Origin of the sequence: Pseudoalteromonas sp. SW0106-04 (assembly GCF_001293805.1) — a bacterium.
Classification (GTDB): domain Bacteria; phylum Pseudomonadota; class Gammaproteobacteria; order Enterobacterales; family Alteromonadaceae; genus Pseudoalteromonas; species Pseudoalteromonas ruthenica.
This window is the reverse complement of sequence record NZ_BCAI01000016.1, coordinates 1-25,893: the sequence shown is the minus strand read 5'-3', so window position 1 is coordinate 25,893 and position 25,893 is coordinate 1. Positions and strand designations below refer to the sequence as shown.

The window sequence follows — 25,893 nt, the reverse complement described above, 5'->3', positions numbered from 1 at the left end:
AAAACGATAAAGCGTATTTGCGAATACATTAACAAGGTTAGAGGTCGTACAATGATGGCGAAGAGTGCGAGTCAAGAGCAATTATTTATAGGCATAGATGGTGGGGGAACCAAATGCCGGGCGACCATTTACTCCGCCCAACGGGGAGTACTGGGTACCGGCTTGGGCGGCCCTGCAAATCCATTACATGGTCTTGAACGCACTTTAGAGTCGATTATGGTATCTACTCAGCAAGCGATGCGTGATGCAGGCCTACGCCTAGAAAGCGTGCATCAATTAGTGGCTGGTTTAGGCTTGGCAGGGGTTAACCTACCCAGTCTATTTGAGAAAATCAGTGAGTGGGAACACCCATTTCAAAAAATGTATTTGACCACCGACCTGCATACTGCCTGTATCGGCGCACATGAGGGCGGTGACGGGGCAGTGATTATTACCGGTACTGGCTCTTGTGGCTTTGCCTGTGTTAAAGGTCATAGTGTGAATTATGGCGGCCATGGATTTGCTCAAGGCGATAAAGGCAGCGGTGCATGGCTGGGTCTTGAAGCACTCAAGGCGGTGTTATTAGATTTGGACGGATTAGGTCCGCAAACTCGCCTGAGTGAGATGTTTAAATTACATTTTAATGCCAGCTCAGCAATGGGAGTTGCAGAGCAAATGGCGGGTCAACCCTCAAGCAGCTACGCCAAACTCGCGCGTATGGTCATAGAGGCGGCTCATGATGGTGATATAGTCGCGCTCACCATAGTCAAAGACGGTGCGCGCTACATCAGTAATTTGGCTAAACGATTATTAGAAATTAACCCTCCACGTTTATCTATGATTGGCGGCTTGTCTGAACCCATGCAAAAATGGTTAGATCCTGATATAGCTAAACGTGTTGAAGTGCCTCGTCAGCCACCCGAGATGGGCGCTGTTTATTTTGCCCAAAATGCGCTGTTAGAAGAAGAACAAAAGGTCGCAATTAAATGAGTCAAAGTTTCCATGCTGAACGCCTATTTGACGGGCAGCGTTTTCATAACGATGTTTATTTTCAAAGTGTTAACGGTAAAGTGCAATTTATTGATGCACCCACCAGCGACCCTGTCACCGAACTTTCTGGGCTCGTAGTCCCCGGCTTTATTGATGTACAAGTAAACGGTGGTGGCGGTGCATTTTTTAATGCTGAACAAAGTGTTGACTGCTTAGCGCAAATAGCGAGAGCACATGGTCAATTTGGCTCAACGGCCAATATGCCGACCTTAATCACAGACGACATCGCGATTATGCGTCGTGCCGCTGACGCAGTGGCTGAAGCGGTGGCAAAAAATACACCAGGTATTTTAGGTGTTCATTTTGAAGGTCCACATCTCAGTTTGCCAAAAAAAGGCACGCACAGCGAGCAGTTTATTCGCCCCATTAGCGATGAAGAGTTTGCGATTTACGAGCGCGATGATCTTGGTATTAAAATGGTTACCTTGGCGCCAGAAAATGTTAGCGCAGCGGATATTAAGCGTTTAGTTGCCATGGGTGTAAAGGTCTCTTTGGGCCACACCAATGCCGACTATGAAACCACGATGTCAGCGCTAGACGCTGGCGCTGATGGCTTCACCCACCTATTTAATGCTATGTCTGCCTTTACCTCACGTGAACCCGGGGTTGTCGGTGCGGCGTTATGGCATGACAGTAGTTGGTGCGGGTTAATTGTCGACGGTCATCACTTGCACCCGGATTCGGCGAAGTTGGCAATTCGTACCAAGCAGCGCGGCAAGATAATGCTTGTTACCGATGCAATGCCTCCAGTGGGCACTGATGCCGAAGAGTTTGATTTTTTCGATGGCCGTAAAGTCTATCGCACCGGCGACCGGTTGAATTCCAGTACGGGCGAATTAGCTGGCAGTGTGTTGGATATGGCCAGAGCTGTGCGCAACACCGTAAATACATTGGATATCAGCTTAGCCGAGAGCCTGCGTATGGCATCGCTCTATCCGGCGCAATACTTGGGCTTAGCACAGTGCAAAGGTCGCCTCCTAAATGGTTTCGATGCTGATTTTGTGGCGCTGGATGAGCACCAACATGTGCAGGCCACCTACATAGGCGGCGTACGCCTTAGCCGCTAAGCACAGTGAACCCCTTATAAAACAGGCCGTCATGGAAGAGGTACGCATGGATACAGTGATGTAACAGTGCGCAGAAACTAACAGCGAGAAACTATGACAACACCTGATACCGGCAAAAAAAAACAACGCTTAGCCTCGTTAGATGCGCTGCGCGGTATGGACATGTTTTGGATTTTAGGCGGGCAATCTATTTTTGCCGCATTGTTCGTATTAACAGGTTGGCAAGGGTGGAAGGCGTTTGAAGCGCATACAGTGCATTCGCAATGGCACGGTTTCACCTTTTACGACCTTATTTTCCCGCTATTTATCTTTCTCTCTGGTGTGGCCATGGGGCTTTCCCCGAAGCGGATTGATCACCTGCCGCTGGCCGAACGCAAGCCTTTTTATCACAAAGCAGTAAAACGCCTGTTACTACTTAGTGCCTTAGGAGTTCTCTATAATCACGGCTGGGGCACAGGAATGCCAATGGCATTTGACGAAATTCGCTATGCCAGTGTGCTTGGGCGTATTGCTATTGCCTGGTTTATCGCGGCGATGCTGGTATGGCATACCTCGTTGCGCACTCAAGCAATTGTCGCTGTGGCAATTTTGTTAGGCTACTGGCTTTGGTTGACGGTGTTGCCGGTACCCGGCGGCCACGGCTCGCCGCTGAGTCCTGAGGGCAGTTGGAATGCCTGGGTTGATCAACACTTATTACCTGGTATTACCTATCAAAACCGGCCTCTTGACCCAGAAGGTTTACTGTCAAATATTCCTGCAGCCGCCAACGCTATTTTAGGTGTCTTTGCCGGGCAATTAATTGCTCGCGGTGCCACTCAAGGCCAATGGCGAGTAGCGGCGCAGCTGTTTGCTGCGGGGTTAGTCAGCTTAGCGCTAGGTTGGGGATGGGACAGTGTCTTTCCAGTGAATAAAGAATTGTGGACCAGCTCGTTTGTACTCGTTACTGTCGGCTGGAGTGCAATTTTATTGGCGGTGTTCTATAGCGTGGTTGACATTCTTGGCCAACGTAAAGCCGCTTATCCGTTTGTAATTATCGGCGCTAATTCAATTATTATTTACCTTGCTTCAAGCTTAGTGAACTGGGGCTACATCGCCAATAGTGTGTTTGGTGGGGTCGTGCGCTCTGTCAGTGAGCCATGGCAACCTCTATTTGCTGTCGTCGCCTTGTTAACAGTACAGCTGCTTGTCTTACACTGGATGTATAAACGTAAAATCTTTGTCAGTGTTTAACCCTGTTGATGTTTAATAAATAACTAAAAAAGTGACATTTTTTGCTCAGTTTTACTTTACAAATTAGGTTTTATAACCAATAATGACAGCGTTGTCATAATGGTGTAAACCTAATTACAGTATCCCGATTAGGTTCTGATCTATGACCAAGTTCAGATTGCACGGAACGCTTAGTCATAGGTCCCATTTTTATCAACTATAACAACGAGCTAAACATGCAAATCGTGATTCTTAAAGATGCTACAGAGGTAGCCCGTTACGGCGCTGACCTATTTGTAGCCCAGCTAAAAAAGCAACCCGCTTCCACGCTCGGCCTGGCGACAGGCTCAACGCCAGTGGCGCTGTATCAAAATTTGATCAAAAAAAATCAACAGGGTGATATCAGCTTTTCACAAGTTACTAGCTTTAATCTAGATGAATACTTAGGCTTAGACGGCTCTCATCCGCAGAGCTACCGCTTCTTTATGAATGAGCAGTTGTTCGACCACATTGATATTGCCAAAGAGCATACCCATGTACCGCCGGGCGATGCCCAAGACCCTATTGCTGCATGTCAGGAATATGAAGCGCGCATTCTCGCAGCCGGTGGCATCGATATTCAGTTACTTGGAATAGGGCGCAATGGCCATATAGGCTTTAATGAACCCTCGTCAGGGTTAACATCGCGAACCCGTGTTAAGACCCTAACGAAGGCAACGATCGATGATAATGCTCGCTTTTTCAGCGAGGATGAATATCAGCCGCACTTATCCATTACCATGGGCATTGGTACCATACTTGATGCCAAAAAAGTGGTGTTATTGGCAATTGGTGAAAATAAAGCGGCAGCCATCAAAGCCACGGTAGAAGGGCCGCTAACTGCCTCTTGCCCAGCTTCGGCACTGCAGATGCATCGCGATGCCGTTATCGTTATTGACGAAGCCGCAGCCAGTGAGCTTGCTGATGTTGATTTCTACAAGCATATAGAGGCCGAAAATCAGAAGTTATTGGCGCGCCTAGCGGCTAAGTAACATCACGTTAAATACCATTAAAGCCCAGCTCGGGCTTTTTTTGTATCTGTGTTAGCGGCGTTTATTAATGAGAACAGGCACAACCCCTTGATGGTCAATGTAACGATAAAAGAAGCGATGTCACTATCACCCACATTACTGTGATTTTACTGAACTGTGATAATGTAGAACCATGTTGTCCTGAATTACCGCAAAACCATGCTGCAATACACCCAGTTGCCATTGGATAGGCACTCAAGCGAGCGTAAAGACCCTAACTGGCTGTTAAATAAACGCCCGCTGGGGCGTTATGTATTAATAAATGCAGATCGAAACTTGTTCAGTTTTGATAATCAAACCCCACTGTTTTTGAGCTATGAGCAAGTAAAAGACTTCGCCCCCGATAACGCGATTTATTTAGGTGAGCATCAATGCCAGCATTACTTTGCTCTTGATGTGAGTGAAACATTGCCTAACGACTGTGCTTACGCCGAAGGTGAATTTGTCGATATCCGCCGTTATGGCTCGATAGTTGAGCCTGGCGCTGCTGCAATACTGGTACTTGCGCGAGGGCTGTGCCATTGGCATAAGACCCACCGCTTTTGTGGCCGTTGCGGCAATGAAAATATTCAAGCGGAGGCCGGTCATGCCCGAAAATGCATCAACCGCGACTGTCGTCACCTTACTTTTCCACGTACCGATCCGGCCGTTATTATGTTGGTGCATCATATGTTCAATGATGGTATCGAACGCTGTTTATTAGGTCGTCAAGCAAGCTGGCCTGAGGGCGTCTATTCCACCTTAGCTGGATTTGTCGACCCAGGGGAAACACTCGAAGCTGCTGTTGCCAGAGAAGTGATGGAAGAGGCGGGAATAGCCGTGCAATCGCCACGCTATATTGCCTCACAGCCATGGCCTTTTCCAAGCTCGCTGATGTTAGGCTATATGGCACAGGCAAGCTCAACAGATATCTTTATTGACCAAGACGAGCTCAGCGACGCACGTTGGTTCTCTAGAGACGAGCTAAAGCATTTTGGCACTTGGGGAGATGCGGGCACTGACTACAAACTTCCCCGCTGCGATTCTATTTCACGGTATCTTATTGATACTTGGGTTGCACAGAATGAGGAAAACAAATGAAAAAACAAACACAGTTGATAAGCTCTGGGCGAGATAAAAAGTTCACTCAAGGGGTTGTCAACCCTGTGGTACAGCGCGCCTCTACCGTGGTTTTTGATTCCGTTGCTGAGTTTAAAGACGCAGCTAAAAATCGCGGAAACCATGCATTATTTTACGGCCGTCGCGGCACCACAACACACTTTGCGCTACAACAAGCAATTGCTCAGCTAGAAGGCGGAGCCGGCTGTGCCCTTTATCCGTCGGGCGCCGCTGCCATCAGTAATAGCCTGCTATCTTTTGTCAAAGCCGGCGATCACATTCTGATGATGGATAATGCCTATGAACCTACCCGGGATTTTTGCGACAAAGTGCTGGCAGGGTTAGGGGTGACAACCACCTATTATGACCCGCAAATTGGCGCCGATATTAGTACGCTTTTCCAAGAAAATACCAAGGTGCTATTTATGGAATCCCCCGGCTCAATCACCATGGAGGTCCAAGATGTGCCCGCCATGGTGGCCGAGGCTAAGGCTCACAATATTATGACCATGCTGGATAACACTTACGGCAATGGTATGCATTTTCGACCCTTAGAGCATGGTGTTGATATTAGTATTCAGGCGGCCACCAAATACATAGTAGGTCACAGTGATGTGATGATGGGAGTCAGTGTTGCCAATGAGCAGCATTGGCCGGTGCTGCGCGAGCAGTCATACCTTTTGGGGCAATGTTGCAGTGCCGACGATGCATATTTGGCTTTGCGAGGGCTACGCACCATGGCTGTGAGGTTACAGCAACATGAGCGTAGCGCATTGCAAGTAGCAAAGTGGCTACAGTCGCACCCGTTAGTGGATCATGTTCGTCACCCTGCGCTGGAAAGTTGTCCGGGCCATGCGTTTTTCAAACGCGATTTTGACGGCAGTAATGGGTTATTCTCCGTTGTAATGAAAGAGGGCACACAACAAGCCCTTGATGCCTTAGTTGAATCATTACACCATTTTAAAATGGGCTTCTCTTGGGGTGGCTTTGAGAGTCTAATTACCACCAACCTGAGCATGAAGGCTTTGCGTAGTGAAACGTCATGGCAGTATGGCCCGGTGGTGCGTTTGCATATCGGTTTAGAGGACGTCGATGACTTAATTGCCGACCTCAGCCAAGGGCTTGATGTGTACGCCAATGCTTTAGCCAATAAATAGCGTCAGACACATCTTTTTACAAGCGCTCATACTTTTGAGCGCTTTTTTCATTTATAGTAGCTACAAATAACTACAAATCAGGATATCAGGATGGATCCAAGGCGTATCTTCGAGCTGGTTAAATTTGAACTGGCGCGACACTTTCTTACCAAAAAGGCGTGGTTGGCGTTGCTTGCTTTTGCCTTAGTGTGGTTGATGATTTATCGCTACGGTATTTCTCAAGCTGTATCGGTGCTTTCAGACCCTAACTTTGAACAATTTATGCTTGCCGCTTTTGGCAACCTCGGGTTACAGAGTTTATTGCACTGGCCTGATGCGGAAATGGCCGTATATTGGCTGATTGCCTTAGTCACCTTTCCTCTTTTCATTATTTACTTAACCAGTGACCAATTTGTTAGCGACAAAGAACGCGGCACGCTGCGGTTCATCGCTTTACGCGCCACTCGCGCTGAAATTCTATTAGGGCGCTATTTCGGTCACTGCTTAAGCGCCGCTGCGTTGCTGGCGATTAGCATTATCGGCACGCTAATCCTCATCGCCTTTCGCGATACCAGTGCACTGGTCCCTGCTTTGGCACGCGCGCTGCAGTTTGAACTCCTCCTGTTGGTTAACCTAATGCCATTTATTGCCTTGATGACGTTATTGAATACCATAGCGCGCTCATCACGTATGGCGCTTATTTACGTTATTTTATTGTACACCATAGGGTTAATGGTACTGGCTATTCTACAAGGCCAGTTAGGACTGCCGATGTGGTTGGATTACCTTATTCCCGGTGAGCCGCTAGATAATATCGCCACCGTTCGGCCCAGCCCTGTCACCGACATAGCTTGGCCATTGTTGCAAAGTGGCCTGTTGTTAGCGCTAAGTTTTTATAAGTTGCAGCGGAGTAGTCTATGAGCCAGTTAATTTTAGCACGCGGCGTTAGCCACTATTTCGGCAGCAAAAAAGCGCTCGATAATGTTGATATTGAATTACAAACCGGAAAGCCCATTGCGTTAGTCGGCCCCAATGGCGCAGGTAAAACCACGCTGTTTAGCCTTATCTGCGGCTATTTGCAACCCAGTGAAGGCGAGATTAAGGTATTGGGACATCGTCCCGGCAGCGCCGCGTTGTTCGGTCAGTTAAGTGCCTTACCACAAGACGCGCTACTGGACCCCAACTTTAGTGTTGCCCAGCAATTGGCTTTATATGCACGCCTGCAAGGTTTTAGCCAGCGCCAAGCAAAAATAGAAACACAGCGGGTGTTGGAACTGGTCAATCTCAAAGACACCGCAGACAGTCGCGCTAAAGAGCTTTCTCATGGCATGAAAAAGCGCATTTGTATCGCCCAAGCGCTACTTGGTTCGCCGAAGTTGGTGATGCTTGATGAAGCAACGGCTGGTTTAGACCCCGCCAATGCCAGGGCTATTCGAGAGTTGGTCAGTGCGCTCAGTACCGAGACGACCTTTGTATTGAGCTCGCACGACTTATCGGAGCTGGAGCGGCTCTGCGACCGCGTTTTATACTTGCAGCAAGGGCGCTTGGCGACCCATCAATTGGACTCGCAAACCGAGCAGCTGGCGTATCTAACTCTGCAACTACGTGAGCAAAACGATCATGTTGCAGCGGCGTTAAAGGCGCTTCCTCACGTAGTGAGCGTTGATAATAGTCAGCGTAATGAATTTGTTATTGGTTACAGCAGCGAGGGCCTCAGTGAGGCAATGGATATCGCCTTGCTAACGCTGTGCCATAAACAACAGTGGCGTTATCGCGCCCTGATAAACGGTCACACCCTAGAAAATCAATTATTCGCAACAGGAGCGTAGCAATGGGATTACTTAGTGGATTAATTGGCAATGCCAGTGAAGTAGATGAAGGGGAGTTAGACTCTTTACTTGAAGAGATACTTGCTCCAGGTGAGAACCTAGAAAAAGCGTATAAAGTGATCCGCGACTTATTCTTGTTCACTAACAAACGTCTGATCTTAGTAGACAAACAAGGTGTAACAGGGTCGAAGATGGAGGTGCTCAGTATTCCATTTAGTAAAATCACTAAGTTCAGTAAGGAAAGTGCTGGCCACTTTGATATGGATGCTGAACTAAAAATTTGGATAGGCTCTGATCCGAGTCCGTTGTGTAAGAACTTTAAAGCGGGTGACAACATTAACGAAGTGTATCGGATCCTATCTCGCTACGTTTTGTAAAAAACTGTACCTATATCTAACAAAAACTAACATTTATTTAAAACAATCAAGTGCTTAGTTAAGTTATAATTCATTTCAACAGCGCTAGAGTGGCGCTGTTTTAAAAAACTAGATATAGGGAAATCTATTTATGAAAAAACTATCCGTCGCCATCGCGTCTGTACTTTTCTCCGGTGCTGCCTTCGCACAGTCTTATCAATCAATCAGCAACCTTGAATACCTCAATGTAGAAAGTGAGGACAATGTTGCCGTAGATTCGATTTACTACTTCGCACCAAAGCAGGTGTTGGGCCCGCTTGATCAGTTTGAGTATATTAACAAAGAGTCAAACATCTTTGGTCGTATCTCAGACAATGATTATGCGACTGGCTACAACGTAGGCGGTGAATACTTCGCGGATCAATTCCTAGTAGGCGCGTCTTACAGCGTTGTTGACCCAGATGACTTCGACAGTGCTGATCAATACACACTAAGCCTTGGTTACCTAGTTAGCGACAACTTCTTGTTGAAAGCTGAGCGCGTAGACCCAGAGCACGGTGATGAAACTTACTTCTTCTCTGGCCGTTACGATCACGCTTTAAACAGCACTGATTACATCGGTTTTGAAGTGCGTATTGATGACGAGTTCGACCACCGTGAGCTTAACGGTAAGTACTTCAAAGACCTTAAGCAAGGTAACTACTTAACTGTTGAAGCACAGTACATTAACCGTGACGATGCGGACAACTACTGGCAGCTAGGTTCTAACTACTACTTCAATAAAATGACGTCAGTATTCGTTAACTTCGACGATGAAGACTTCTATAACTTTGGTGCGAAATACTTCATCGACACCAACTTCGCAGTATCTGCTGGTTACGGCAGCAACTGGGATGAGTCAAGCTATGATCAGTGGTTCCTAAAAGCAACTGCACAGTTCTAAGCGTTGAACTAATTAATAAAAAAGCCCAGCATATGCTGGGCTTTTTTGTCGCTAAGGGTTAATAACCCTTACCAACCACATTGACGACCCTTGTTTTGCTCATCTAGGTAAGCTTGTAATGGTGCAAAATAATCAAGAATAGCGGTTGCATCCATTTGCTCTTTACCTGTTACTTTTGCGAGCGCTTGTTGCCATGGCTGCGAAGAGCCCATTTCTAACATCTCGTTGAGTCGCTGCCCAGCTTCTTTTGAGTTATAGATGGAGCAACGGTGAATGGCGGCGTCATTGCCGGCAATCTCACATAGGCTACGATGGAAGTCGAACTGTAAAATATGGGCTAGGAAATAGCGAGTATAAGGCGTGTTTCCAGGCACGTGGTACTTGGCTCCCGGATCAAAGTCTGACTCAGAACGAGCGATGGGAGCGCTGATCCCTTGATACTTCTTGCGCAATTGCCACCAAGCTTGGTTGTACTGCTCAGGGGTAATCTCTCCAGAAAACACCTGCCAACGCCACTGATCAACTAACAAACCAAATGGGATAAAGGCCACTTTATCTAGTGCCATGCGCATGAGTAAGCCAATGTCTTTAGATTCATCAGGGACTTCATCTAATAGGCCAATCTCTTTTAAATACTCAGGAGTGACCGACAGCGCAATCGTATCGCCAATGGCTTCATGGAACCCATCGTTGGCACTTTCTTGATAGTACAGAGGTTGCTGGTTGTAAGCGCGTTGGTAGAAGTTGTGTCCTAATTCATGGTGAATGGTGGCAAACTCTTCGCCGGTGCGCTGAATACACATCTTAATGCGTAAATCATCTTTACTATCGAGGTTCCACGCTGATGCATGACATTGCACATCGCGATCCTGAGGTTTGGTAAATAAAGAGCGCTCATAGAAAGTATCAGGTAGCGGTGCAAAGCCCATGGAGGTGAAAAACTTTTCCGCACCGCGCACCATTTCTAGTTCATCATAGTCATGCTGCGCTAGTAGCTCGGTCACATCATAGCCAGGATCGGCATTTTCAGGCGCAACCAAGTCGTAGATATTACCCCATTGTTGTGCCCACATATTACCGAGTAAGTGCGCAGGAATGGTGCCATCTTCAGGTAATTTATCTTCGCCATACTGCTCACCCAGTTTGGCGCGCACATGACAGTGCAGGGAGTCATATAAAGGCTTAACTTGGCCCCATAGGCGGTCAAGTTCAGTGGCAAATTCATCGGCGGGCATGTCGTACTTACTGCGCCACATTGCGCCTGTGTCGGCATAGCCAAGCTCTTGCGCGCCTTCATTCGTTAACGTGACTTGCTGTTCGTATAAAGGGCGCATAGGCTTAGAAATTTGTCGCCACCCTTGCCATAGATCTAACAACTCATTGTAGTCGCGACTCGATGCCATGGTTGCGGTCATCTCACCGAGACTTAAACATTGGCCATCATCTTTACAATACTCGCCTTTGCCATACAGACCATCAAGCTCAGCGACAATATTGGCCAGCTTTTCGGTTTTTGCTGCATCTTGTGGGGCCGGTAGCGTCAGTGCCAGTTTCAGTTTATCGAGCTTGCGACGGCTATCAGCGTCTAACTCCAGATCATCAAAACGGGCAGCCTCATTGGCTAAACGTACGATGGTTTCGGTTACTTCTTGGTTCGCGGCCGCTGCGAGCTGTGCCGTATCATGAGTAATAAAATTGGCGTAAATCCACGCGGCACGGCTACTTTTCTCATACAGCTTGGCCAACTGCTGTTCAGTGTTTGCTAAAAACGCTTTGGCATCAGTTGCTGTGAGTTTGTTGCTGCTCATTTTTGTTTCTGCAGCGCTCTCAGTGGGCTGAGTTGTGGTTGTGTCATTGCAGCCACTTAACCCTAAGGTTACCGAGACCAAAACCGCACTCAGGCTCAGTTTAAATGGAAGACGTGTCATTATTTTTCCTCTAATTGTTATCGGCGATGGTGGGCATCGCTAACGCCGGCTAAATATAGCAGCGTACGCAGAGGGGGTAAATTATTATAGATAGTCAGAGCACTCGGCTAGTACATTGAAGGGATTGTAAATATTTGCCGTTCGTCCATACTGAAAAGCACCCTTTACGGTATCAAGGAACACAAGATGATGTGGTTAGTTTTATTAATCATCGTAGCTGTGATCGTTATTTTCGCAGTACGAGATATTCGCATGAGCATTGTTACTCGACCAGTTTTCAAGTGGTTTAAACAAGCATTACCGCCGCTGTCTGCGACAGAGCGAGATGCCATGGAAGCGGGCGATATCTGGTGGGATGGGGAGCTCTTTCGCGGCAACCCCGATTGGCACCAATTGCACCAGTATGCAACCTCACAGTTAAGTGCTGAAGAACGTGAGTTTATTGATAATCAAGTCGTTGAGCTGTGCGCCATGCTTGATGATGAAACCATTACCGCACAACAGGACATGCCAGAGTCCGTGTGGCAGTACCTAAAGGATGAGGGGTTTTTCGCCCTAATTATTCCCAAAGAGCACGGTGGTCATGACTTCTCGGCATTGGCCAACTCAACCATTGTTGCCAAAATTGCCAGTAAAAGCCTAAGTGCTGCGGTGACTGTCATGGTGCCCAATAGCTTAGGGCCCGCTGAGCTTCTGCTTCATTATGGCACCTTGTCCCAACAACAACAGTGGTTACCAAAGCTTGCCAAAGGCGAAGCGCTGCCATGTTTTGCCTTGACCGGTCCAGAAGCAGGTTCGGATGCCGGTGCTATTCCAGATACCGGGGTTGTATGCAAAGGCGAATTTGCCGGTAAGGAAGTGCTGGGTTTACGTCTAAACTGGTCAAAACGCTATATCACCTTGGCACCGCGCGCGACAGTATTGGGCTTGGCCTTTAAAATGTTCGACCCCGACGGATTATTAGGAACAACAAAAAATATCGGTATTACCTGTGCGTTGATCCCCACCGACCACCCTGGAGTACGCACTGGCGACAGGCATAAACCCATGAATATGGGCTTTTTAAATGGCACCACAGAAGGGAAAGATGTCTTCATTCCACTTGAGTGGATTATCGGTGGTGAAGTGCAAGCAGGCAACGGTTGGCGCATGCTAGTGGAATGTTTAAGTGCAGGGCGTGGTATTTCATTGCCAGCGCTGAGCACGGCAACCGGGCACTTGAGTGCGCGCACCAGTGGCGCTTACGCGGCGCTAAGGCAACAATTTGGTGTCGCAATTGGCGAGTTTGAGGGAATACAAGAAGCCCTCGCTCGCATCGGCGGATTAACCTATCAATTAGAAGCTACGCGGGTCTTGACCGCAACGGCGATAGACCAAAAATTAAGTCCGTCGGTGATCACCGCCATCGCTAAGTATCATATGACCGAGATGGGCCGCCAAGTGATCAACGATGCCTTGGATATACACGCCGGCAAGGGCATTCAAATGGGCCCGAGTAATTATCTCGCTCATTGCTATATGGGCACACCGGTATCGATCACCGTAGAGGGAGCCAATATTCTTACCCGGAATCTGATGATCTTCGGGCAAGGCGCGATCCGCTGTCATCCCTATGTGATTGATGAAATGGTCGCCGCAGGGCTGGATGATGAAGAAAAAGGGGTGCGCGAATTTGACCCGCTGCTTTGCCAGCATATGTTATACAGTGCTGGCAATGGCGTTATGTCGTTCGTGCATGCGCTCAGTGGTAGCTATTTTGCCAAGGCGCCCGTCGGTGGAGCGACAGCCAAATACTACCGCTATCTAGGGCGCTTCTCTAGAGCGCTGGCATTTTGTGCCGATATTGCCATGCTCCGCTTCGGGGGCGACTTAAAGCGCCGAGAAATGCTGTCGGCACGTTTGGGTGATGTACTCAGCCACTTGTACCTCGCCTCTGCGGTACTTAAGCGTTACCAAGATGAGGGCCATCAACACGCCGATCTGCCATTTGTACAATACAGTGTTGAGCGTAGCCTCTATCTGTGCGCTAAAGCCTTTGATGAATTTATCTACAATCTAGGAAGCTGGCCGCTGTCGTTGGCCGTTCGTGCCGTGGTATTACCATTGGGCAATCATTTTAAAATGCCTAAGGATGAGGTCGCCAAGCAAGTTGCTCAGCATATGACCCGCAGTGGCGTCGTACGTGAACGCCTCACGCATTTATGTGTGGTTGATGACAGCAATGGTACAGCGGTGCTTGATAAGGCTTTAGCAGCGCAACAACATGCAGCTCAAGGATATCGTGAGGTTCATAAGTTGCGTAAAAAAGGAGAGATTCAAGGGCTGACGATGATGCAGCTGATTGAAGATGCACGGGCTAAGAATAAGCTCAGCGCTGAGCAAAGCGAGCAACTGATTGCGGCTGAGTCACTAAGGCAAGAGGTCATCGCTGTGGATGTTTTTGCCGCACAAGAGTTTGAGTGATTAGAGACAATAAAAGGCCGCAAAAGCGGCCTTTTTTACTAGCGACCGTAAGGGTCGGGGACAATCTCACTCACCAGCCAATCACCGCGTTCGCGGATCATCTTCACACTGCGCATATCATCGACTTGGTTGCCATGAAAGTGCCCGGTGAATACTAAATTGATGGTAGCGCGGTCACCATATTGCTGGCGAACACTCATCTCGGTACGGTCTAACTCAATGGTGACCTGATCATATTGTAAATTAACTAGGTTACGGGTGAATTGTGATGCCGTACCGTAGGAGCGCATAATACGCGCTAATTTTGGGGTCGCATATTGTGTGGCGCGCTCAAGGTTATCGTGGTTGTACAAGGCATAGAAGTATTGAGTTGCCACGTAACCCGGAGAGTTAGGATCGCCTGTAATATCATCATCGTTTTGGCCGCAGGCAGTCAATAAAAGTATCAGAGCAAGAAGTAAAGTACGTTTCATTCCACTGTATTTAATAAAGGCTATACACTGGAATAAAGTGTGAGGGGCAATTGAAAATATGTAAAGAAAAAGGCGCTAAAGCGCCTTTTTTTCAGAATAAAGAATGGCTCTTGGCTTTACTGCTCAAGTTCCTGATCACTGAATTCACCAGCAAATAACGGACTTGAAAGATAGCGCTCGGCAGAGCTTGGCAGAATAACCACGAAGTTTTTATCAGCATTCTCTGGCTTTTCAGCAAGACGCTTAGCAGCGACCACAGCAGCACCTGATGAGATACCGGCTAAAATCCCTTCGTTTTTCATTAGTTCATGTGCCATAGCGATGGCGTCATCATTACTGACTTGTTCAACCCCATCTAACAACTCTAAATCTAGGTTACCAGGAATAAAACCAGCACCAATACCTTGGATCTTATGGGGGCCCGGCTTGACCTCTTGACCTGCCATTGTTTGGCTGATCACTGGAGAATCCGTTGGTTCAACAGCAATAGATTGCACATTTAAGCCTTTCTCTTGCTTAAGATAGCGGCTTACGCCGGTGATAGTACCGCCGGTGCCGACACCAGCAATGAAGAAGTCGACTTTACCATCGAGTGCATCAAAGATCTCTGGACCCGTTGTCTCGAAGTGAATTTTCGGGTTAGCTGGGTTTTCAAACTGCTGCAACAGAATGTATTTATCAGGATCGCTGTCATGAATTTCTTTGGCTTTCTCAATCGCACCTTTCATGCCTTTAGGGCCTTCGGTGAGCACTAAATTAGCACCCAACGCCTTGAGTAGCTTACGACGCTCTAAACTCATGCTGTTGGGCATGGTCAAAGTCAACTTATAACCTCGAGAGGCCGCAACGAAAGCGAGGGCAATTCCGGTATTGCCTGATGTTGGCTCGATAAGCTCTTTATCTTTGGTCAGTTGTCCTGATTTTTCCGCTTCCCAAATCATTGAAGCACCAATGCGGCACTTGACGCTGAAGCTCGGGTTGCGAGCTTCTACTTTGGCATAAACATTACCACCGGTGACACGGTTAAGTTTTACTAACGGGGTGTTACCAATGGATAGGGAGTTATCTTCGTAAATCTTTGACATATTCAATACCTAACGGGTTTGTCGCTGTATACCCTCACTTTACTCACTGTTTATGAAAACTAAAGGAAAGATTGGCTATATGATATAGCCAATCAGTTATAACGAAGAGGTATATAAATGCAGTTTCTTATATCACAAAATCCAAGCGTAACTGAATTTTGCAAACAGTGTACGATTATCTTTTTCCAGCCGTGATAGCTCATCGTCCTGATAGCCACTGTCGGAGTAACCTACAAACACCACGGACTGTGGATTGAGTTTATAAGAGTAGAGTAGCTGGGTACTCAATGCTCGATAGCGCGCATCCACTTCTTTAACGTAGCTACTGGGCTCGCGCTCGATGTCGGTATAAATCATGGTTAAACGCAAAAAGCTACGTAAATTAAATTGATAGGTTAAGCGCAAGTCACTTAAATTAGCGCTGAAGATGTCCTCACCTGAGCGACGTTGCAAATCTTCGTAGGTGTGGCGCAAGCGCAGCGCTAGATGTGAATTGATATTGTAATTCACAGTGGGGCGAATACGCACAAACTCACCCAAACGGTTATTGGCCAAATCAACCTTATTACCTTGCGTCACATCGATATCAGCAACAACACCGGCGCTGGGTTTGATGGACGCAAATAGATTTATTTCGTTTTCGTTGAAGCGCGCACTATTACCGTCGATTGCTAAGGATGATGGATCGGCTCGTAACCCACGCCGCTCTCGACTAATGGTGCCAAGCTCTAAATAACTTTGCCAGGGGCCGTCAAGTGAAACAAAGCTTTGCGCCTCTTTTTCTATTAACTCGCCTGCTTGGTTGTGGGTGATATCCCAATCTGCATACCATCGGGCACGATTCCACCATGCGTCTTGCTCGGCGTACCAACGGTATTCACCACCGGTGGTAAACTTGTTGAAGTCAGTTTCACTAAGAAAGCCTAAATCCGCACGCAGTCCACGGCTGCGCATATGATAATTACCAAACAGGCTGTAGTATTTGGTGTCTCTATCCAAGCTTAAATAATACCCATAGCCATCATAGCGCTGCTCGTTCACACGTAACAAAGCTTCCGAATAACTGCAGTCATAGCGGCTTTCACAAGGTTGTGCGGGTGGTGTTTGGCAAGGTTCATCGGCATCACATAATTGCTCAATGAAGTCCTCACTATAGTCACTTTGTGATGCCAGAGCTTGCACCACCAAGGTGGTGAAGTCGTCAAACCGATATTTACTGTCGATGCTCAGCACTTCGTTGTGGTAATCGTCACTGCGCCTGAAAGTCGAGGTGGCACCCAGGGAAAACGCACTGCTGATATCGTAACGATAGCGCAGCGCGCCGGCTTGTGAGTGTTGCTCTAAACTCACAACACGAGAACCTAAATTACCCGGTATAAGCACATTGGTTTGCTCATCGTTACTGATAAATGCGGCCACGGTATGGCCATTCTTGCTTCCTGTTAGTTTCGCTCCTGCGCCAGGCGCGGCGATATTTCGGGTATAAATTAAGTTTAAATTCGAAGCAAAATAGTCGGCATTGTCTAAAAAGAAGCTGCGCTTTTCTGGGAAGAATAAGCTAAAGCTTTCATTGACGTTGAGTTGTGCAACATCGGCCTCTACTTGTGAGAAGTCCGGGTTAACAGTGGCATTGAGCGTTAAATCTGGGGTGATCCCCCATTTCAGGTCTAAGCTTGGTTCAATGTTATTGTCTTTTTGCCAAGGCTTTAAGGCCGCGCCATTGATGTCGCGTTGTTGCTGTTGGTTAAGCACCAAGGAGGGAACAACGGTGAGATTACTGCTTTGTTCGGCATTAGCAAAACCGTTCACTTGCGGCATTTGGCATATCCAGCAGTGATTACCATGGTCCAATTGCATACTTGAGAGGCGAAGGCGCTCATTTCGTGGATAAAAGCGCACTAACTCCATGGTCATGGCTTGGCTTCGTGGTGCGTCATCGAAGTTGAACATACGCATAGGTAAGGCTATTTCCACCTGGTATCCTTGAGCGGTGATATGGCCTGCGCTATCCCAAATGCCATCCCAGGCACTGTTTTCAGTTTTACTCAACTCATTTTCGATAGAGTCTTGTTGAACTCCAAGCGGATTGACAAAAAACTGATAGGCCAGCTTGGCACTGCCATAGGTGTCCAGTTTTATCCCTACTAAATCATCATCCCAAGCGCTATCACGATCGCGATAAAAGGCACGAATTTCCTCGGGGTGAGGGTCCTCGGCAATAAACCCTAAATAGAGGGTATCGTCATTTTCATAAATCAGTGCGGTGGTACTCACCGGTGATGGTTTATTTTCATAGGGCCAAGTGATGTTATTTACACTGATGCGCTTAGCCTGTTGCCATTGCGGCTCATCCAAGCGACCATCAATAGTCGCTGCATCAGCGAGGTAGGGAATATTGAGTGCCGGCTGTGCCGTTTCAGCCAATACAATAAAGGGATTAACGGCAATGGCTAAAACAGCAAGGCGACCTGCGAGAAAACGAGACAAAAGCACAACATGTCCAAGTGATTATTATTGATGGCGCTGTTGTAACAAGTTAGCAGGGTGTAAACAAAATATATTCGTTCAGTCGCGATTCAGCGCGACAAACCGCACAGGTGCTCAATGATTAGACACTTAGCTTTGTGCTCAGCGGTTTTTCCATACATTGATGACAAAAAATGTTAAAACAGGTGGCATTATTCATTACTGCTAAACCATCATGAAATTAATACTTAAATTGGTTGCTGGCATTGTCCTTGGAATGCTAATCGGCGCCTTTGCACCGGAGGCCGTAGCACGCGCTTTGTATACTGCCAAAGTGCTCATCGGCGAGCTGATAGGCTTTACCATTCCACTTATTATTTTATTTTTTATTTGTTCAGGCATCGCTGGGCTGCCCAAAGGGGCGAATCATTTACTTGGCCGCACAGTGGGGTTTGCTTATGGTTCGACGGTGGTAGCAGGGACCTTGGCAATCATTGTTATGACTTGGGCCGCCCCTTTTATAAGTGGCTCAATCAATTTTCATGGCGGTGACGAATCGGCTCTGAGCAGCTTTATCGATATAGAGATACCGCCGTTGATGGGGGTGATGAGTGCCTTAGTAGCGGCATTCGCCTTCGGCATAGGTATCAGTCAGCGCCAGCTGACACAACTACAACAAGTGGTTGATCAAGGGAAAGAAGTGATTGACGGGTTACTCTCGAAAGTCATCATCCCAGCGTTACCATTTTATATTGCCGGGGTGTTCGCTGACATGACCGTTGCCGGCACCGTTGCCTCAACATTGCAAACGTTTGCCGTTGTACTTGCCATCGCTCTGGTTATGCACTGGGTATGGCTAAGTGTGCTGTATATTGGCACCGGATTATTGTTAGGGCGCTCACCTTGGATGTTATTAAAGAATATGTTACCTGCTTATTTAACCGCGCTTGGTACAATGTCCAGTGCCGCGACCATCCCGGTATCGCTTAAAGCCAGCAAAGATAATGGCGTGAAAGAACACATTGCTAATTTCAGTGTACCGCTGTGTGCGACCATCCACCTCTCTGGCTCGACCATTACCATTGTCACCTGTGCCATGGCGGTGATGGCATTGTCACCGACAATGGCGATAGGAAGCTTGACGGAAATGCTGCCATTTGTACTAATGTTAGGTATAGTGATGATCGCAGCCCCTGGGGCACCAGGCGGTGCGGTTATGTCGGCACTGGGGCTATTAACCAGTATGCTTGGGTTCACTGATGCAGCAATTGCATTAATGATCGCATTATATTTGGCTCAAGACAGCTTTGGCACGGCCTGTAATGTGACCGGTGATGGTATCATAGCATTGTGGGTTGACCGTTTTTCTGATAAAACAAGTGCTTGATTTAGGGTGTAAGAATAATACGTGTAGTTATTGTACAAAACAGCTGTTACTACACGTGTATAAAGAGGGTTTTCCTGTTGATTAATGTACTGCTAGTAGATGACCATGAACTGGTGCGTACCGGGATAAAGCGCATCCTTGATGATGTTCGCGGTTTTAAGGTTATCGGTGAAGCAAAAACTGGTGAAGAGGCGGTGCAGTTCTGCCGTCAAAATGAGCCAGACATCGTACTAATGGACATGAACATGCCGGGCATTGGCGGTCTCGAGGCCACGAAGAAGATCTGCCGTTACTGTCCTGATGTTAAAGTGATTGTGCTCACTGTTCATTGCGAAGACCCTTTCCCTAGTAAAGTCATGCAAATTGGTGCTCACGGTTACCTCACCAAAGGGGCAGGCCCTGAAGAGGTGGTCAATGCGATTCGCGCAGTGAACTCTGGTCAACGCTACATTGCGCCACAAATTGCTCAGCAAATTGCGTTGGCGCAGTTCAGTGGCCGCACCGACGAAAACCCATTTCAAACTCTCTCAGATCGCGAACTGCAAATTATGCTGATGATTACGCGAGGCGAAAAGGTGCAAAGCATCGCCGACCGATTAAATCTGAGCTCAAAAACGGTCAACAGCTATCGCTATCGTATATTCGAAAAACTGGCTGTGAACGGCGACGTGGAACTCACGCACTTAGCCATTCGCCATAAAATGATAGATATTGATAGCGACCACTGATCCTGGCTATGAGTTTTGCTGCCGACCAGTTTTTAAAAACGGTCTCTGAAGAACCCGGCGTATATCGCATGCTAGATAGTGAGCAGCAAGTGATATACGTAGGTAAAGCGAAAAATCTTAAAAAGCGCCTTTCAAGCTATTTTCGTAAAACAGGCCTCGATGCTAAAACGCAAGTATTGGTGCGTAATATTGATGATATCAATGTAACGCTGACCAATACTGAAACCGAGGCCTTGCTACTAGAAAATAACCTGATCAAGAAGTATCAGCCGCGCTACAATATTTTACTTCGCGATGATAAGTCCTATCCGTACATTTTATTGACTAAGCATCAACACCCTAGATTAGCTTTTCATCGCGGTGCGCGCAAAATCAAGGGTGAATACTTTGGGCCCTTTCCAAGTGCTGGCGCGGTTTCTGAAAGTTTGCGTTTGATGCAAAAGTTGTTTCCCGTACGTCAATGTGAAGACAGCTACTACAAAGCACGCAGCCGTCCCTGTTTGCAGTACCAGCTTAAACGCTGCAGTGCGCCCTGTGTTGGCAAAGTCAGTGATGAAGAATACAGCGCCCAAGTAGACTACGTACGTAAGTTTCTCGGTGGCAAATCCCATGAGGTAATAAGCTCATTGGTGGCTAAAATGGAACACGCCAGTGAGCAACTCGCCTTTGAAAAAGCTGCTAAGTACCGTGATCAAATCCAGCTGTTACGTAAAGTACAAGAGCAGCAGTCAGTGTCCGGAAAGCACGCCGAGCTAGATGCCCTTGGCTATTGTCGCCGAAATGGCATGGTTGCGGTACACATTCTCATGGTGCGCGATCACAAAGTGATGGGCAGCAAAACGTTGTACCCCAAAGTGCCAAAAGACTCTAGCGATGACGAAATTTTAACGTCTTTTATTGCCCAGTATTATTGTGCACCAGGGGCGACTGGGCGTATCGCGAAAGAGTTGGTGCTGCCTTTTGCAATTGATGAGCAGCAACCGTTGAGCAATGCTATGAGTGAGCTTAAAAGCACACAAGTAAAGCTCAATACAGTGCATCGTGGCGAACGCGCTCAGTATCTACAGTTAGCGAACAAAAATGCCGACTCTAGCTTAGAAGTGCAGCAAAGTACGCAAGATGCTATCAATAAACGCTACGCACTACTTAAAGAGGCGCTACACCTTGATGATATCGCTCGTATGGAGTGTTTTGATATCAGCCACACTATGGGTGAAAACACGGTGGCATCATGCGTGGTGTTTGACCGTCAAGGGCCCAATAAGAGTGAATATAGACGCTTTAATGTCACCGGCATTACCCCAGGTGATGATTATGCCGCGATGGCCTTTGCGCTCAATAAACGGTATGGCAAGCTGACTGACGAGAGCAAGATCCCGGATGTCATTTTTATTGACGGTGGTAAGGGACAATTGAACCAAGCCGTGGCGTTTTTTAGCGATTGGTCGTTTGCAAAAATGCCCTTGCTTGTCGGCGTTGCTAAAGGCACTAGCCGAAAGCCAGGTTTAGAAACATTATTGATTGATGCCGGGCGCAAAACCGTATCTCTTGGCAGTGATTCACCGGCGTTGCATCTTATTCAACATATTCGTGATGAATCACACCGTTTTGCCATTGCTGGACACCGTAACAAGCGCCAGAAGCAGCGTAATCAATCAGTGCTTGAGGAAATCGGTGGCGTAGGGCAAAAGCGTCGCCAAGCGCTGCTAAAATACCTCGGTGGTATGCAAGGCGTGAAAAGCGCGACAATTGAGCAGCTCAGCCAAGCGCCGGGGATCAGTCCCGCGATGGCGGAAAAGATATTTAACCATTTGCATGACAAGGCATAGCCCTTCGTGCGAATATTACTGAAAAGAAAACGCTAAGAACGCCTAGTAGTTATGTGGAACATTCCCAATACCCTAACAGCCTTTAGGTTGTGTTTAATCCCAATTTTTTTATTTATCTTCTATCTACCAAGTCAATGGGCGTTTTTCGCAGCAGCATTTGTATTTTGGCTAGCGTCGATCACCGATATCCTTGATGGCTATCTAGCTCGGCGTTTAAATCAGTCGACGCCGTTCGGTGCCTTTTTAGACCCTGTTGCCGATAAAGTAATGGTCAGTGCAGCCCTGGTGGTGTTAGTTGGCCACTATCAAAGTGCGTGGATGACCGTGCCGGCGTTGATTATTATCGGCCGCGAAATAGTGATCTCGGCTTTAAGAGAGTGGATGGCGGAGCAGGGTAAGCGTGGTGAGGTAGCGGTATCCCAACTTGGTAAGGTGAAAACAGCAGCGCAAATGCTCGCCATTATTGGCCTGATTTGGCAATTTCAGCCTTGGATGGTGACTTTGAGTTATATTCTATTATACATAGCGACTATTCTGACCTTTGGCTCTATGGTGCAGTATCTCATGGCTGCGCGCCATAGCTTCTTCGCTAAAGAAGGCTAAATGTATAATAACACGCCGTTTTAGATAAAAATTAAGCAAACGATTCAAAACCCATATTTTTTGTATTGACGCGTATAATAATCTCTGTAGAATGCGTCGGTGTTGAGAGGGCGCTAGCCCAGCACTGCTTTAACTAAGCGTTATAAACAGTGTTCAATGATGCGAGTATAGCTCAGCTGGTAGAGCGCAACCTTGCCAAGGTTGAGGTCACGAGTTCGAACCTCGTTACTCGCTCCAATCATTGATGGCGGAATGGCAGAGTGGCCATGCAGCGGATTGCAAATCCGTCTACCTCGGTTCGACTCCGGGTTCCGCCTCCATATCTCAACGTTTCCACACGCGTATAGCAACCCGAGCCCGGGTGGTGGAATTGGTAGACACAAGGGATTTAAAATCCCTCGCTGGTAACAGCGTGCCGGTTCAAGTCCGGCCCCGGGCACCATTTGCTAATAATGCTTCGGCAATGAGTATAAGTTAGCTCTTATACAGTTAGGATTGCGAGTATAGCTCAGCTGGTAGAGCGCAACCTTGCCAAGGTTGAGGTCACGAGTTCGAACCTCGTTACTCGCTCCAATCTACTTAACGTGTGTATGACAGCATGTCAGCCATCCGCCCGGGTGGTGGAATTGGTAGACACAAGGGATTTAAAATCCCTCGCTGGTAACAGCGTGCCGGTTCAAGTCCGGCCCCGGGCACCATTTTCTAACATTGCTTCGGCAATGAGTATAAGGTGGCACTTATATATTAGGATTGCGAGTATAGCTCAGCTGGTAGAGCGCAACCTTGCCAAGGTTGAGGTCACGAGTTCGAACCTCGTTACTCGCTCCAATTCTTAATAACATGCTAAAATCATATCTCTACGGCGGAATGGCAGAGTGGCTATGCAGCGGATTGCAAATCCGTCTACCTCGGTTCGACTCCGGGTTCCGCCTCCATAATAAATTCTTTTTTTTCTTACAGTTATTTTGTATATTGGCAGTCAGTTTAATGTCATGGTCGTTATACAAATGAAACGGATATCCCTACTTTTCCCTATTATTGTCTTGTTGTGCTCGTGCACCTCAGTGAAATTTAACCCACGTTATGAGCAGCAGCAGTGGCATACTGTGATTGTTGCGCCATTTAGCGGAGACAGTAGCGAGCGCACAGTAAGCAAGCGTATAGATTACCAATTGAGCACGCTCGCTGGGATCACTGTTATCCCTAGTTACAATGTCGATATGCTGCTTAAACAGCATGATTTGCAAGAGCAATATGAGCAACACCCGCGAGAAGCGCTTTTTGAACTGGCTAAAAAGGTGAAAGCGGACGGTGTGATAGAGGGGGAGGTGATTAGTAATCATTCCAATCGCTCTCAAGCTTTCCATCAAGTTGAGATCACTTCGCGCATCGTTGATATCAATAACTTAGCAATAGTATCAACCAGCTATGAGCAAAACAGTTCATTGATTGGCTCGCTGAATGACCTTTCTAAGCAAAGCACTGACGAAATAATTGCTGAGCTTCAAATAGCACTAGCAAAACTAGGGGCACAGCTGCCTTAAATACAAAAAAAGGAGCGTGAAGCTCCTTTTTTTACCAAGAGTCGGGGTCGACTTCTTTTGCTAACTTGGGGTGTTTGTTTTTATTAAAGGTGGGTACGACACCTTGTTTTCGTTGTTGTTGGTAATCCTTACTCAGCCAAATCACGACGCCCGAAAGCATAAACAATGCAATGACATTAATAATCGCCATCATCCCCATTGAGATATCGGCGAGGGTCCACACGAGCTTTATCTCACCTAAAGAACCAAACATCACCATAGCCAATACCAAGGCGCGGAAAATCAGCATACCTTTCTCGTGATTATGTTCCAAAAATAACAGGTTAGTTTCTGCGTAAGAGTAATTTGCAACAATGGAAGTGAAAGCAAAAAATAGGATGGCAACGGCTACAAAAATAGCGCCCCATTCACCAACGTGTGTAACTAAGGCATTTTGTGTTAGAGCGATACCAGTCAAACCAGAGCCAGGTGCCAGCTGCCCTGAGAGCAATATAAGCGCGGCGGTGGCGGAGCAGATCACTATAGTATCGATAAACACTCCTAACATTTGTACGTAACCTTGGGATGCAGGGTGCGGTGGATTGGGGGTAGCTGTTGCCGCAGCATTAGCCGCACTACCCATACCGGCTTCGTTAGAGAATAAGCCGCGTTTTATGCCTTGGATCATCGCCTGCATAACTCCATAGCCAATGGCACCCGCTCCGGCTTGCTCAATACCAAACGCATGGTTGATAACGACCATAAAGACCTGAGGAAGCTGCTCAAGATTAACCGCGCACACATATAGTGCTAGCACTAAGTAAGCCAGTGCCATAAAGGGCACAACCAATTCTGCAAAGCGAGCAATGGTTTTTAAGCCACCGAATATGACAAAGCCAGAGCCTATAACTAAGGCGATGCCGACAACGTAGTTAGGGATAGCAAAGGCCTCATTAAAAGCCGCCGCAATAGAGTTTGCTTGTACGGCATTGAACACCAGACCAAATGCAAGAATTAAGCATAATGAAAAAGCAACGCCCATCCAGCGTTTACCCAAGCCTTTTTCCATGTAGTAGGCCGGACCACCACGAAAATTGCCGTGTTCATCCTTCACTTTATACGCTTGAGCTAATGTGCTTTCGGCAAAACTTGTGGCCATACCAATTAAAGCAATAAGCCACATCCAAAATATCGCACCAGCACCACCTAAATACAGAGCTACACCCACCCCGGCCATATTGCCGGTGCCAACGCGTGCAGCGAGTGACGTACAAAATGCTTGAAATGAGGATATCCCACCTTGCGCACCTTGACGGCTGTTAAACATAACCTTAAAAGTATGGCCAAAGTCTCTAAATTGAATAAAGCCCAATCGAACAGTAAAGAATAGGCCAGCAGCGATTAGCAAATATACCAGCACATGCCCCCAAATAAGGCCGCTAATAGCATTAGCGATTTCGGTCATAACACGTGTACCTTTAGTTAGTATGAGAATAGCGCGGCAATCTAGCACATAGGTCGCGAGATTTTTAGTGAATTGGGGTATATAGATAAAAGAGCCACATAATCGGTTAGTTTATGTTCGAAAAGCAGTGTTATCCACACAGTTTTGTGGGTAAGTGGTGGTTAAGTTGTGGGGAGTATCTTGAGGTGATGTTTTTTGCAATTTTC

General features: G+C 47.2%; 21 protein-coding genes and 7 tRNA genes. 23 read left to right on the top strand and 5 right to left on the bottom strand.

Annotated elements, in window-relative coordinates:
* The first annotated feature begins 51 nt into the window (after nucleotides 1-51).
* From nagK to W04_RS15880, 10 genes are all read left to right on the top strand, one after another.
* Entirely contained in the window at nucleotides 52-969 is a 918-nt protein-coding gene (gene nagK, locus W04_RS15925) for an N-acetylglucosamine kinase (RefSeq protein WP_053911567.1), read from the top strand.
* Nucleotides 966-2,096 carry an N-acetylglucosamine-6-phosphate deacetylase gene (gene nagA, locus W04_RS15920; RefSeq protein WP_053911566.1) on the top strand — a complete coding sequence of 377 codons (1,131 nt, stop codon included), beginning with the start codon at nucleotides 966-968 and terminating at the stop codon, nucleotides 2,094-2,096. The genes nagK and nagA overlap by 4 nt, the downstream gene beginning before the upstream one ends.
* 93 nt (nucleotides 2,097-2,189) lie before the next feature.
* The gene (gene nagX / locus W04_RS15915) at nucleotides 2,190-3,326 is read left to right on the top strand and encodes a transmembrane glucosamine N-acetyltransferase NagX (protein WP_053911565.1); all 1,137 of its coding nucleotides are present in this window, start codon (nucleotides 2,190-2,192) and stop codon (nucleotides 3,324-3,326) included.
* Nucleotides 3,327-3,541: 215 nt separating this feature from the next.
* Nucleotides 3,542-4,336: a glucosamine-6-phosphate deaminase gene (gene nagB, locus W04_RS15910; protein WP_053911564.1), complete on the top strand. Its 795-nt coding sequence runs from the start codon at nucleotides 3,542-3,544 to the stop codon at nucleotides 4,334-4,336.
* Nucleotides 4,337-4,534: 198 nt separating this feature from the next.
* A complete protein-coding gene (nudC, locus tag W04_RS15905; protein ID WP_053911563.1) occupies nucleotides 4,535-5,455 on the top strand; it encodes an NAD(+) diphosphatase in 921 nt (306 codons plus the stop codon).
* Complete coding sequence (locus tag W04_RS15900) at nucleotides 5,452-6,630, top strand: cystathionine beta-lyase (RefSeq protein ID WP_053911562.1); 1,179 nt, start codon at nucleotides 5,452-5,454, stop codon at nucleotides 6,628-6,630. Before nudC ends, W04_RS15900 begins: the two co-directional genes overlap by 4 nt.
* A gap of 90 nt (nucleotides 6,631-6,720) precedes the next feature.
* Entirely contained in the window at nucleotides 6,721-7,530 is an 810-nt protein-coding gene (locus W04_RS15895; RefSeq protein ID WP_022945087.1) for an ABC transporter permease, read from the top strand.
* Nucleotides 7,527-8,438 (top strand): ABC transporter ATP-binding protein, encoded by a 912-nt coding sequence (locus W04_RS15890; RefSeq protein WP_053911561.1) that lies wholly within the window; start codon nucleotides 7,527-7,529, stop codon nucleotides 8,436-8,438. Before W04_RS15895 ends, W04_RS15890 begins: the two co-directional genes overlap by 4 nt.
* Before the next feature lie 2 nt (nucleotides 8,439-8,440).
* Nucleotides 8,441-8,815, top strand: coding sequence for a PH domain-containing protein (locus tag W04_RS15885; RefSeq protein ID WP_022945089.1), 375 nt, complete (start codon nucleotides 8,441-8,443; stop codon nucleotides 8,813-8,815).
* 130 nt (nucleotides 8,816-8,945) lie between these two features.
* On the top strand, nucleotides 8,946-9,737 hold the full coding sequence (locus W04_RS15880) for a putative porin (RefSeq protein WP_022945090.1): 792 nt from the start codon (nucleotides 8,946-8,948) through the stop codon (nucleotides 9,735-9,737).
* 68 nt (nucleotides 9,738-9,805) lie between these two features.
* Here the strand turns inward: W04_RS15880 and W04_RS15875 are convergent, their stop codons facing one another.
* Nucleotides 9,806-11,665 carry a M2 family metallopeptidase gene (locus tag W04_RS15875; protein ID WP_053911560.1) on the bottom strand — a complete coding sequence of 620 codons (1,860 nt, stop codon included), beginning with the start codon at nucleotides 11,663-11,665 and terminating at the stop codon, nucleotides 9,806-9,808.
* A 189-nt stretch (nucleotides 11,666-11,854) separates the two neighbouring features.
* Between W04_RS15875 and W04_RS15870 the strand changes: the two genes are divergently transcribed.
* Nucleotides 11,855-14,128 (top strand): acyl-CoA dehydrogenase, encoded by a 2,274-nt coding sequence (locus W04_RS15870; protein ID WP_053911598.1) that lies wholly within the window; start codon nucleotides 11,855-11,857, stop codon nucleotides 14,126-14,128.
* 38 nt (nucleotides 14,129-14,166) lie between these two features.
* Here W04_RS15870 and W04_RS15865 read toward each other — a convergent pair whose 3' ends face one another.
* From W04_RS15865 to W04_RS15855, 3 genes are all read right to left on the bottom strand, one after another.
* Nucleotides 14,167-14,601 carry a hypothetical protein gene (locus W04_RS15865; RefSeq protein ID WP_022944544.1) on the bottom strand — a complete coding sequence of 145 codons (435 nt, stop codon included), beginning with the start codon at nucleotides 14,599-14,601 and terminating at the stop codon, nucleotides 14,167-14,169.
* A 116-nt stretch (nucleotides 14,602-14,717) separates the two neighbouring features.
* Nucleotides 14,718-15,686, bottom strand: a complete 969-nt coding sequence (cysK, locus tag W04_RS15860; protein ID WP_022944543.1) for a cysteine synthase A — start codon at nucleotides 15,684-15,686, stop codon at nucleotides 14,718-14,720.
* Nucleotides 15,687-15,818: 132 nt separating this feature from the next.
* Nucleotides 15,819-18,179 carry a carbohydrate binding family 9 domain-containing protein gene (locus W04_RS15855; RefSeq protein ID WP_231658179.1) on the bottom strand — a complete coding sequence of 787 codons (2,361 nt, stop codon included), beginning with the start codon at nucleotides 18,177-18,179 and terminating at the stop codon, nucleotides 15,819-15,821.
* A gap of 208 nt (nucleotides 18,180-18,387) precedes the next feature.
* Here W04_RS15855 and W04_RS15850 point away from each other — a divergent pair, with 208 nt between their 5' ends.
* From W04_RS15850 to W04_RS15795, 12 genes are all read left to right on the top strand, one after another.
* Nucleotides 18,388-19,539 carry a dicarboxylate/amino acid:cation symporter gene (locus W04_RS15850; protein WP_053911559.1) on the top strand — a complete coding sequence of 384 codons (1,152 nt, stop codon included), beginning with the start codon at nucleotides 18,388-18,390 and terminating at the stop codon, nucleotides 19,537-19,539.
* A gap of 77 nt (nucleotides 19,540-19,616) precedes the next feature.
* Complete coding sequence (gene uvrY, locus W04_RS15845) at nucleotides 19,617-20,267, top strand: UvrY/SirA/GacA family response regulator transcription factor (protein ID WP_022944540.1); 651 nt, start codon at nucleotides 19,617-19,619, stop codon at nucleotides 20,265-20,267.
* Nucleotides 20,268-20,275: 8 nt separating this feature from the next.
* Nucleotides 20,276-22,096 carry an excinuclease ABC subunit UvrC gene (uvrC, locus tag W04_RS15840; protein ID WP_053911558.1) on the top strand — a complete coding sequence of 607 codons (1,821 nt, stop codon included), beginning with the start codon at nucleotides 20,276-20,278 and terminating at the stop codon, nucleotides 22,094-22,096.
* A gap of 51 nt (nucleotides 22,097-22,147) precedes the next feature.
* Nucleotides 22,148-22,699: a CDP-diacylglycerol--glycerol-3-phosphate 3-phosphatidyltransferase gene (gene pgsA, locus W04_RS15835; RefSeq protein WP_022944538.1), complete on the top strand. Its 552-nt coding sequence runs from the start codon at nucleotides 22,148-22,150 to the stop codon at nucleotides 22,697-22,699.
* Between the two features lie 161 nt (nucleotides 22,700-22,860).
* A tRNA-Gly gene (locus W04_RS15830) sits at nucleotides 22,861-22,936 on the top strand.
* A 9-nt stretch (nucleotides 22,937-22,945) separates the two neighbouring features.
* Nucleotides 22,946-23,019: transfer RNA gene (locus W04_RS15825), tRNA-Cys, on the top strand.
* A gap of 35 nt (nucleotides 23,020-23,054) precedes the next feature.
* Nucleotides 23,055-23,141 (top strand) — tRNA-Leu (locus W04_RS15820).
* Between the two features lie 55 nt (nucleotides 23,142-23,196).
* Nucleotides 23,197-23,272 (top strand) — tRNA-Gly (locus W04_RS15815).
* A gap of 38 nt (nucleotides 23,273-23,310) precedes the next feature.
* Nucleotides 23,311-23,397, top strand: a tRNA-Leu gene (locus W04_RS15810).
* Nucleotides 23,398-23,451: 54 nt separating this feature from the next.
* Nucleotides 23,452-23,527 (top strand) — tRNA-Gly (locus tag W04_RS15805).
* 33 nt (nucleotides 23,528-23,560) lie between these two features.
* Nucleotides 23,561-23,634: transfer RNA gene (locus W04_RS15800), tRNA-Cys, on the top strand.
* 72 nt (nucleotides 23,635-23,706) lie between these two features.
* Nucleotides 23,707-24,243 carry a hypothetical protein gene (locus tag W04_RS15795; RefSeq protein ID WP_157576492.1) on the top strand — a complete coding sequence of 179 codons (537 nt, stop codon included), beginning with the start codon at nucleotides 23,707-23,709 and terminating at the stop codon, nucleotides 24,241-24,243.
* A gap of 31 nt (nucleotides 24,244-24,274) precedes the next feature.
* On the opposite strand, the gene W04_RS15790 is transcribed toward W04_RS15795, so the two are convergent.
* Nucleotides 24,275-25,687, bottom strand: coding sequence for a sodium:alanine symporter family protein (locus W04_RS15790; protein WP_053911556.1), 1,413 nt, complete (start codon nucleotides 25,685-25,687; stop codon nucleotides 24,275-24,277).
* Between the last annotated feature and the right edge of the window lie 206 nt (nucleotides 25,688-25,893).

Excerpts from the sequence above, each read along its gene's own strand:
- W04_RS15790 (WP_053911556.1), bottom strand. The coding sequence starts at position 25,687 with ATGACCGAAATCGCTAATGCTATTAGCGGCCTTATTTGGGGGCATGTG.
- W04_RS15895 (WP_022945087.1), top strand. The coding sequence starts at position 6,721 with ATGGATCCAAGGCGTATCTTCGAGCTGGTTAAATTTGAACTGGCGCGA.
- pgsA (WP_022944538.1), top strand. The coding sequence starts at position 22,148 with ATGTGGAACATTCCCAATACCCTAACAGCCTTTAGGTTGTGTTTAATC.
- W04_RS15850 (WP_053911559.1), top strand. The coding sequence starts at position 18,388 with ATGAAATTAATACTTAAATTGGTTGCTGGCATTGTCCTTGGAATGCTA.
- W04_RS15870 (WP_053911598.1), top strand. The coding sequence starts at position 11,855 with ATGTGGTTAGTTTTATTAATCATCGTAGCTGTGATCGTTATTTTCGCA.
- W04_RS15890 (WP_053911561.1), top strand. The coding sequence starts at position 7,527 with ATGAGCCAGTTAATTTTAGCACGCGGCGTTAGCCACTATTTCGGCAGC.
- uvrC (WP_053911558.1), top strand. The coding sequence starts at position 20,276 with ATGAGTTTTGCTGCCGACCAGTTTTTAAAAACGGTCTCTGAAGAACCC.
- nagA (WP_053911566.1), top strand. The coding sequence starts at position 966 with ATGAGTCAAAGTTTCCATGCTGAACGCCTATTTGACGGGCAGCGTTTT.
- W04_RS15880 (WP_022945090.1), top strand. The coding sequence starts at position 8,946 with ATGAAAAAACTATCCGTCGCCATCGCGTCTGTACTTTTCTCCGGTGCT.
- W04_RS15900 (WP_053911562.1), top strand. The coding sequence starts at position 5,452 with ATGAAAAAACAAACACAGTTGATAAGCTCTGGGCGAGATAAAAAGTTC.
- W04_RS15795 (WP_157576492.1), top strand. The coding sequence starts at position 23,707 with ATGAAACGGATATCCCTACTTTTCCCTATTATTGTCTTGTTGTGCTCG.
- nagK (WP_053911567.1), top strand. The coding sequence starts at position 52 with ATGATGGCGAAGAGTGCGAGTCAAGAGCAATTATTTATAGGCATAGAT.
- W04_RS15885 (WP_022945089.1), top strand. The coding sequence starts at position 8,441 with ATGGGATTACTTAGTGGATTAATTGGCAATGCCAGTGAAGTAGATGAA.
- nudC (WP_053911563.1), top strand. The coding sequence starts at position 4,535 with ATGCTGCAATACACCCAGTTGCCATTGGATAGGCACTCAAGCGAGCGT.
- W04_RS15875 (WP_053911560.1), bottom strand. The coding sequence starts at position 11,665 with ATGACACGTCTTCCATTTAAACTGAGCCTGAGTGCGGTTTTGGTCTCG.
- cysK (WP_022944543.1), bottom strand. The coding sequence starts at position 15,686 with ATGTCAAAGATTTACGAAGATAACTCCCTATCCATTGGTAACACCCCG.
- nagX (WP_053911565.1), top strand. The coding sequence starts at position 2,190 with ATGACAACACCTGATACCGGCAAAAAAAAACAACGCTTAGCCTCGTTA.
- nagB (WP_053911564.1), top strand. The coding sequence starts at position 3,542 with ATGCAAATCGTGATTCTTAAAGATGCTACAGAGGTAGCCCGTTACGGC.
- W04_RS15865 (WP_022944544.1), bottom strand. The coding sequence starts at position 14,601 with ATGAAACGTACTTTACTTCTTGCTCTGATACTTTTATTGACTGCCTGC.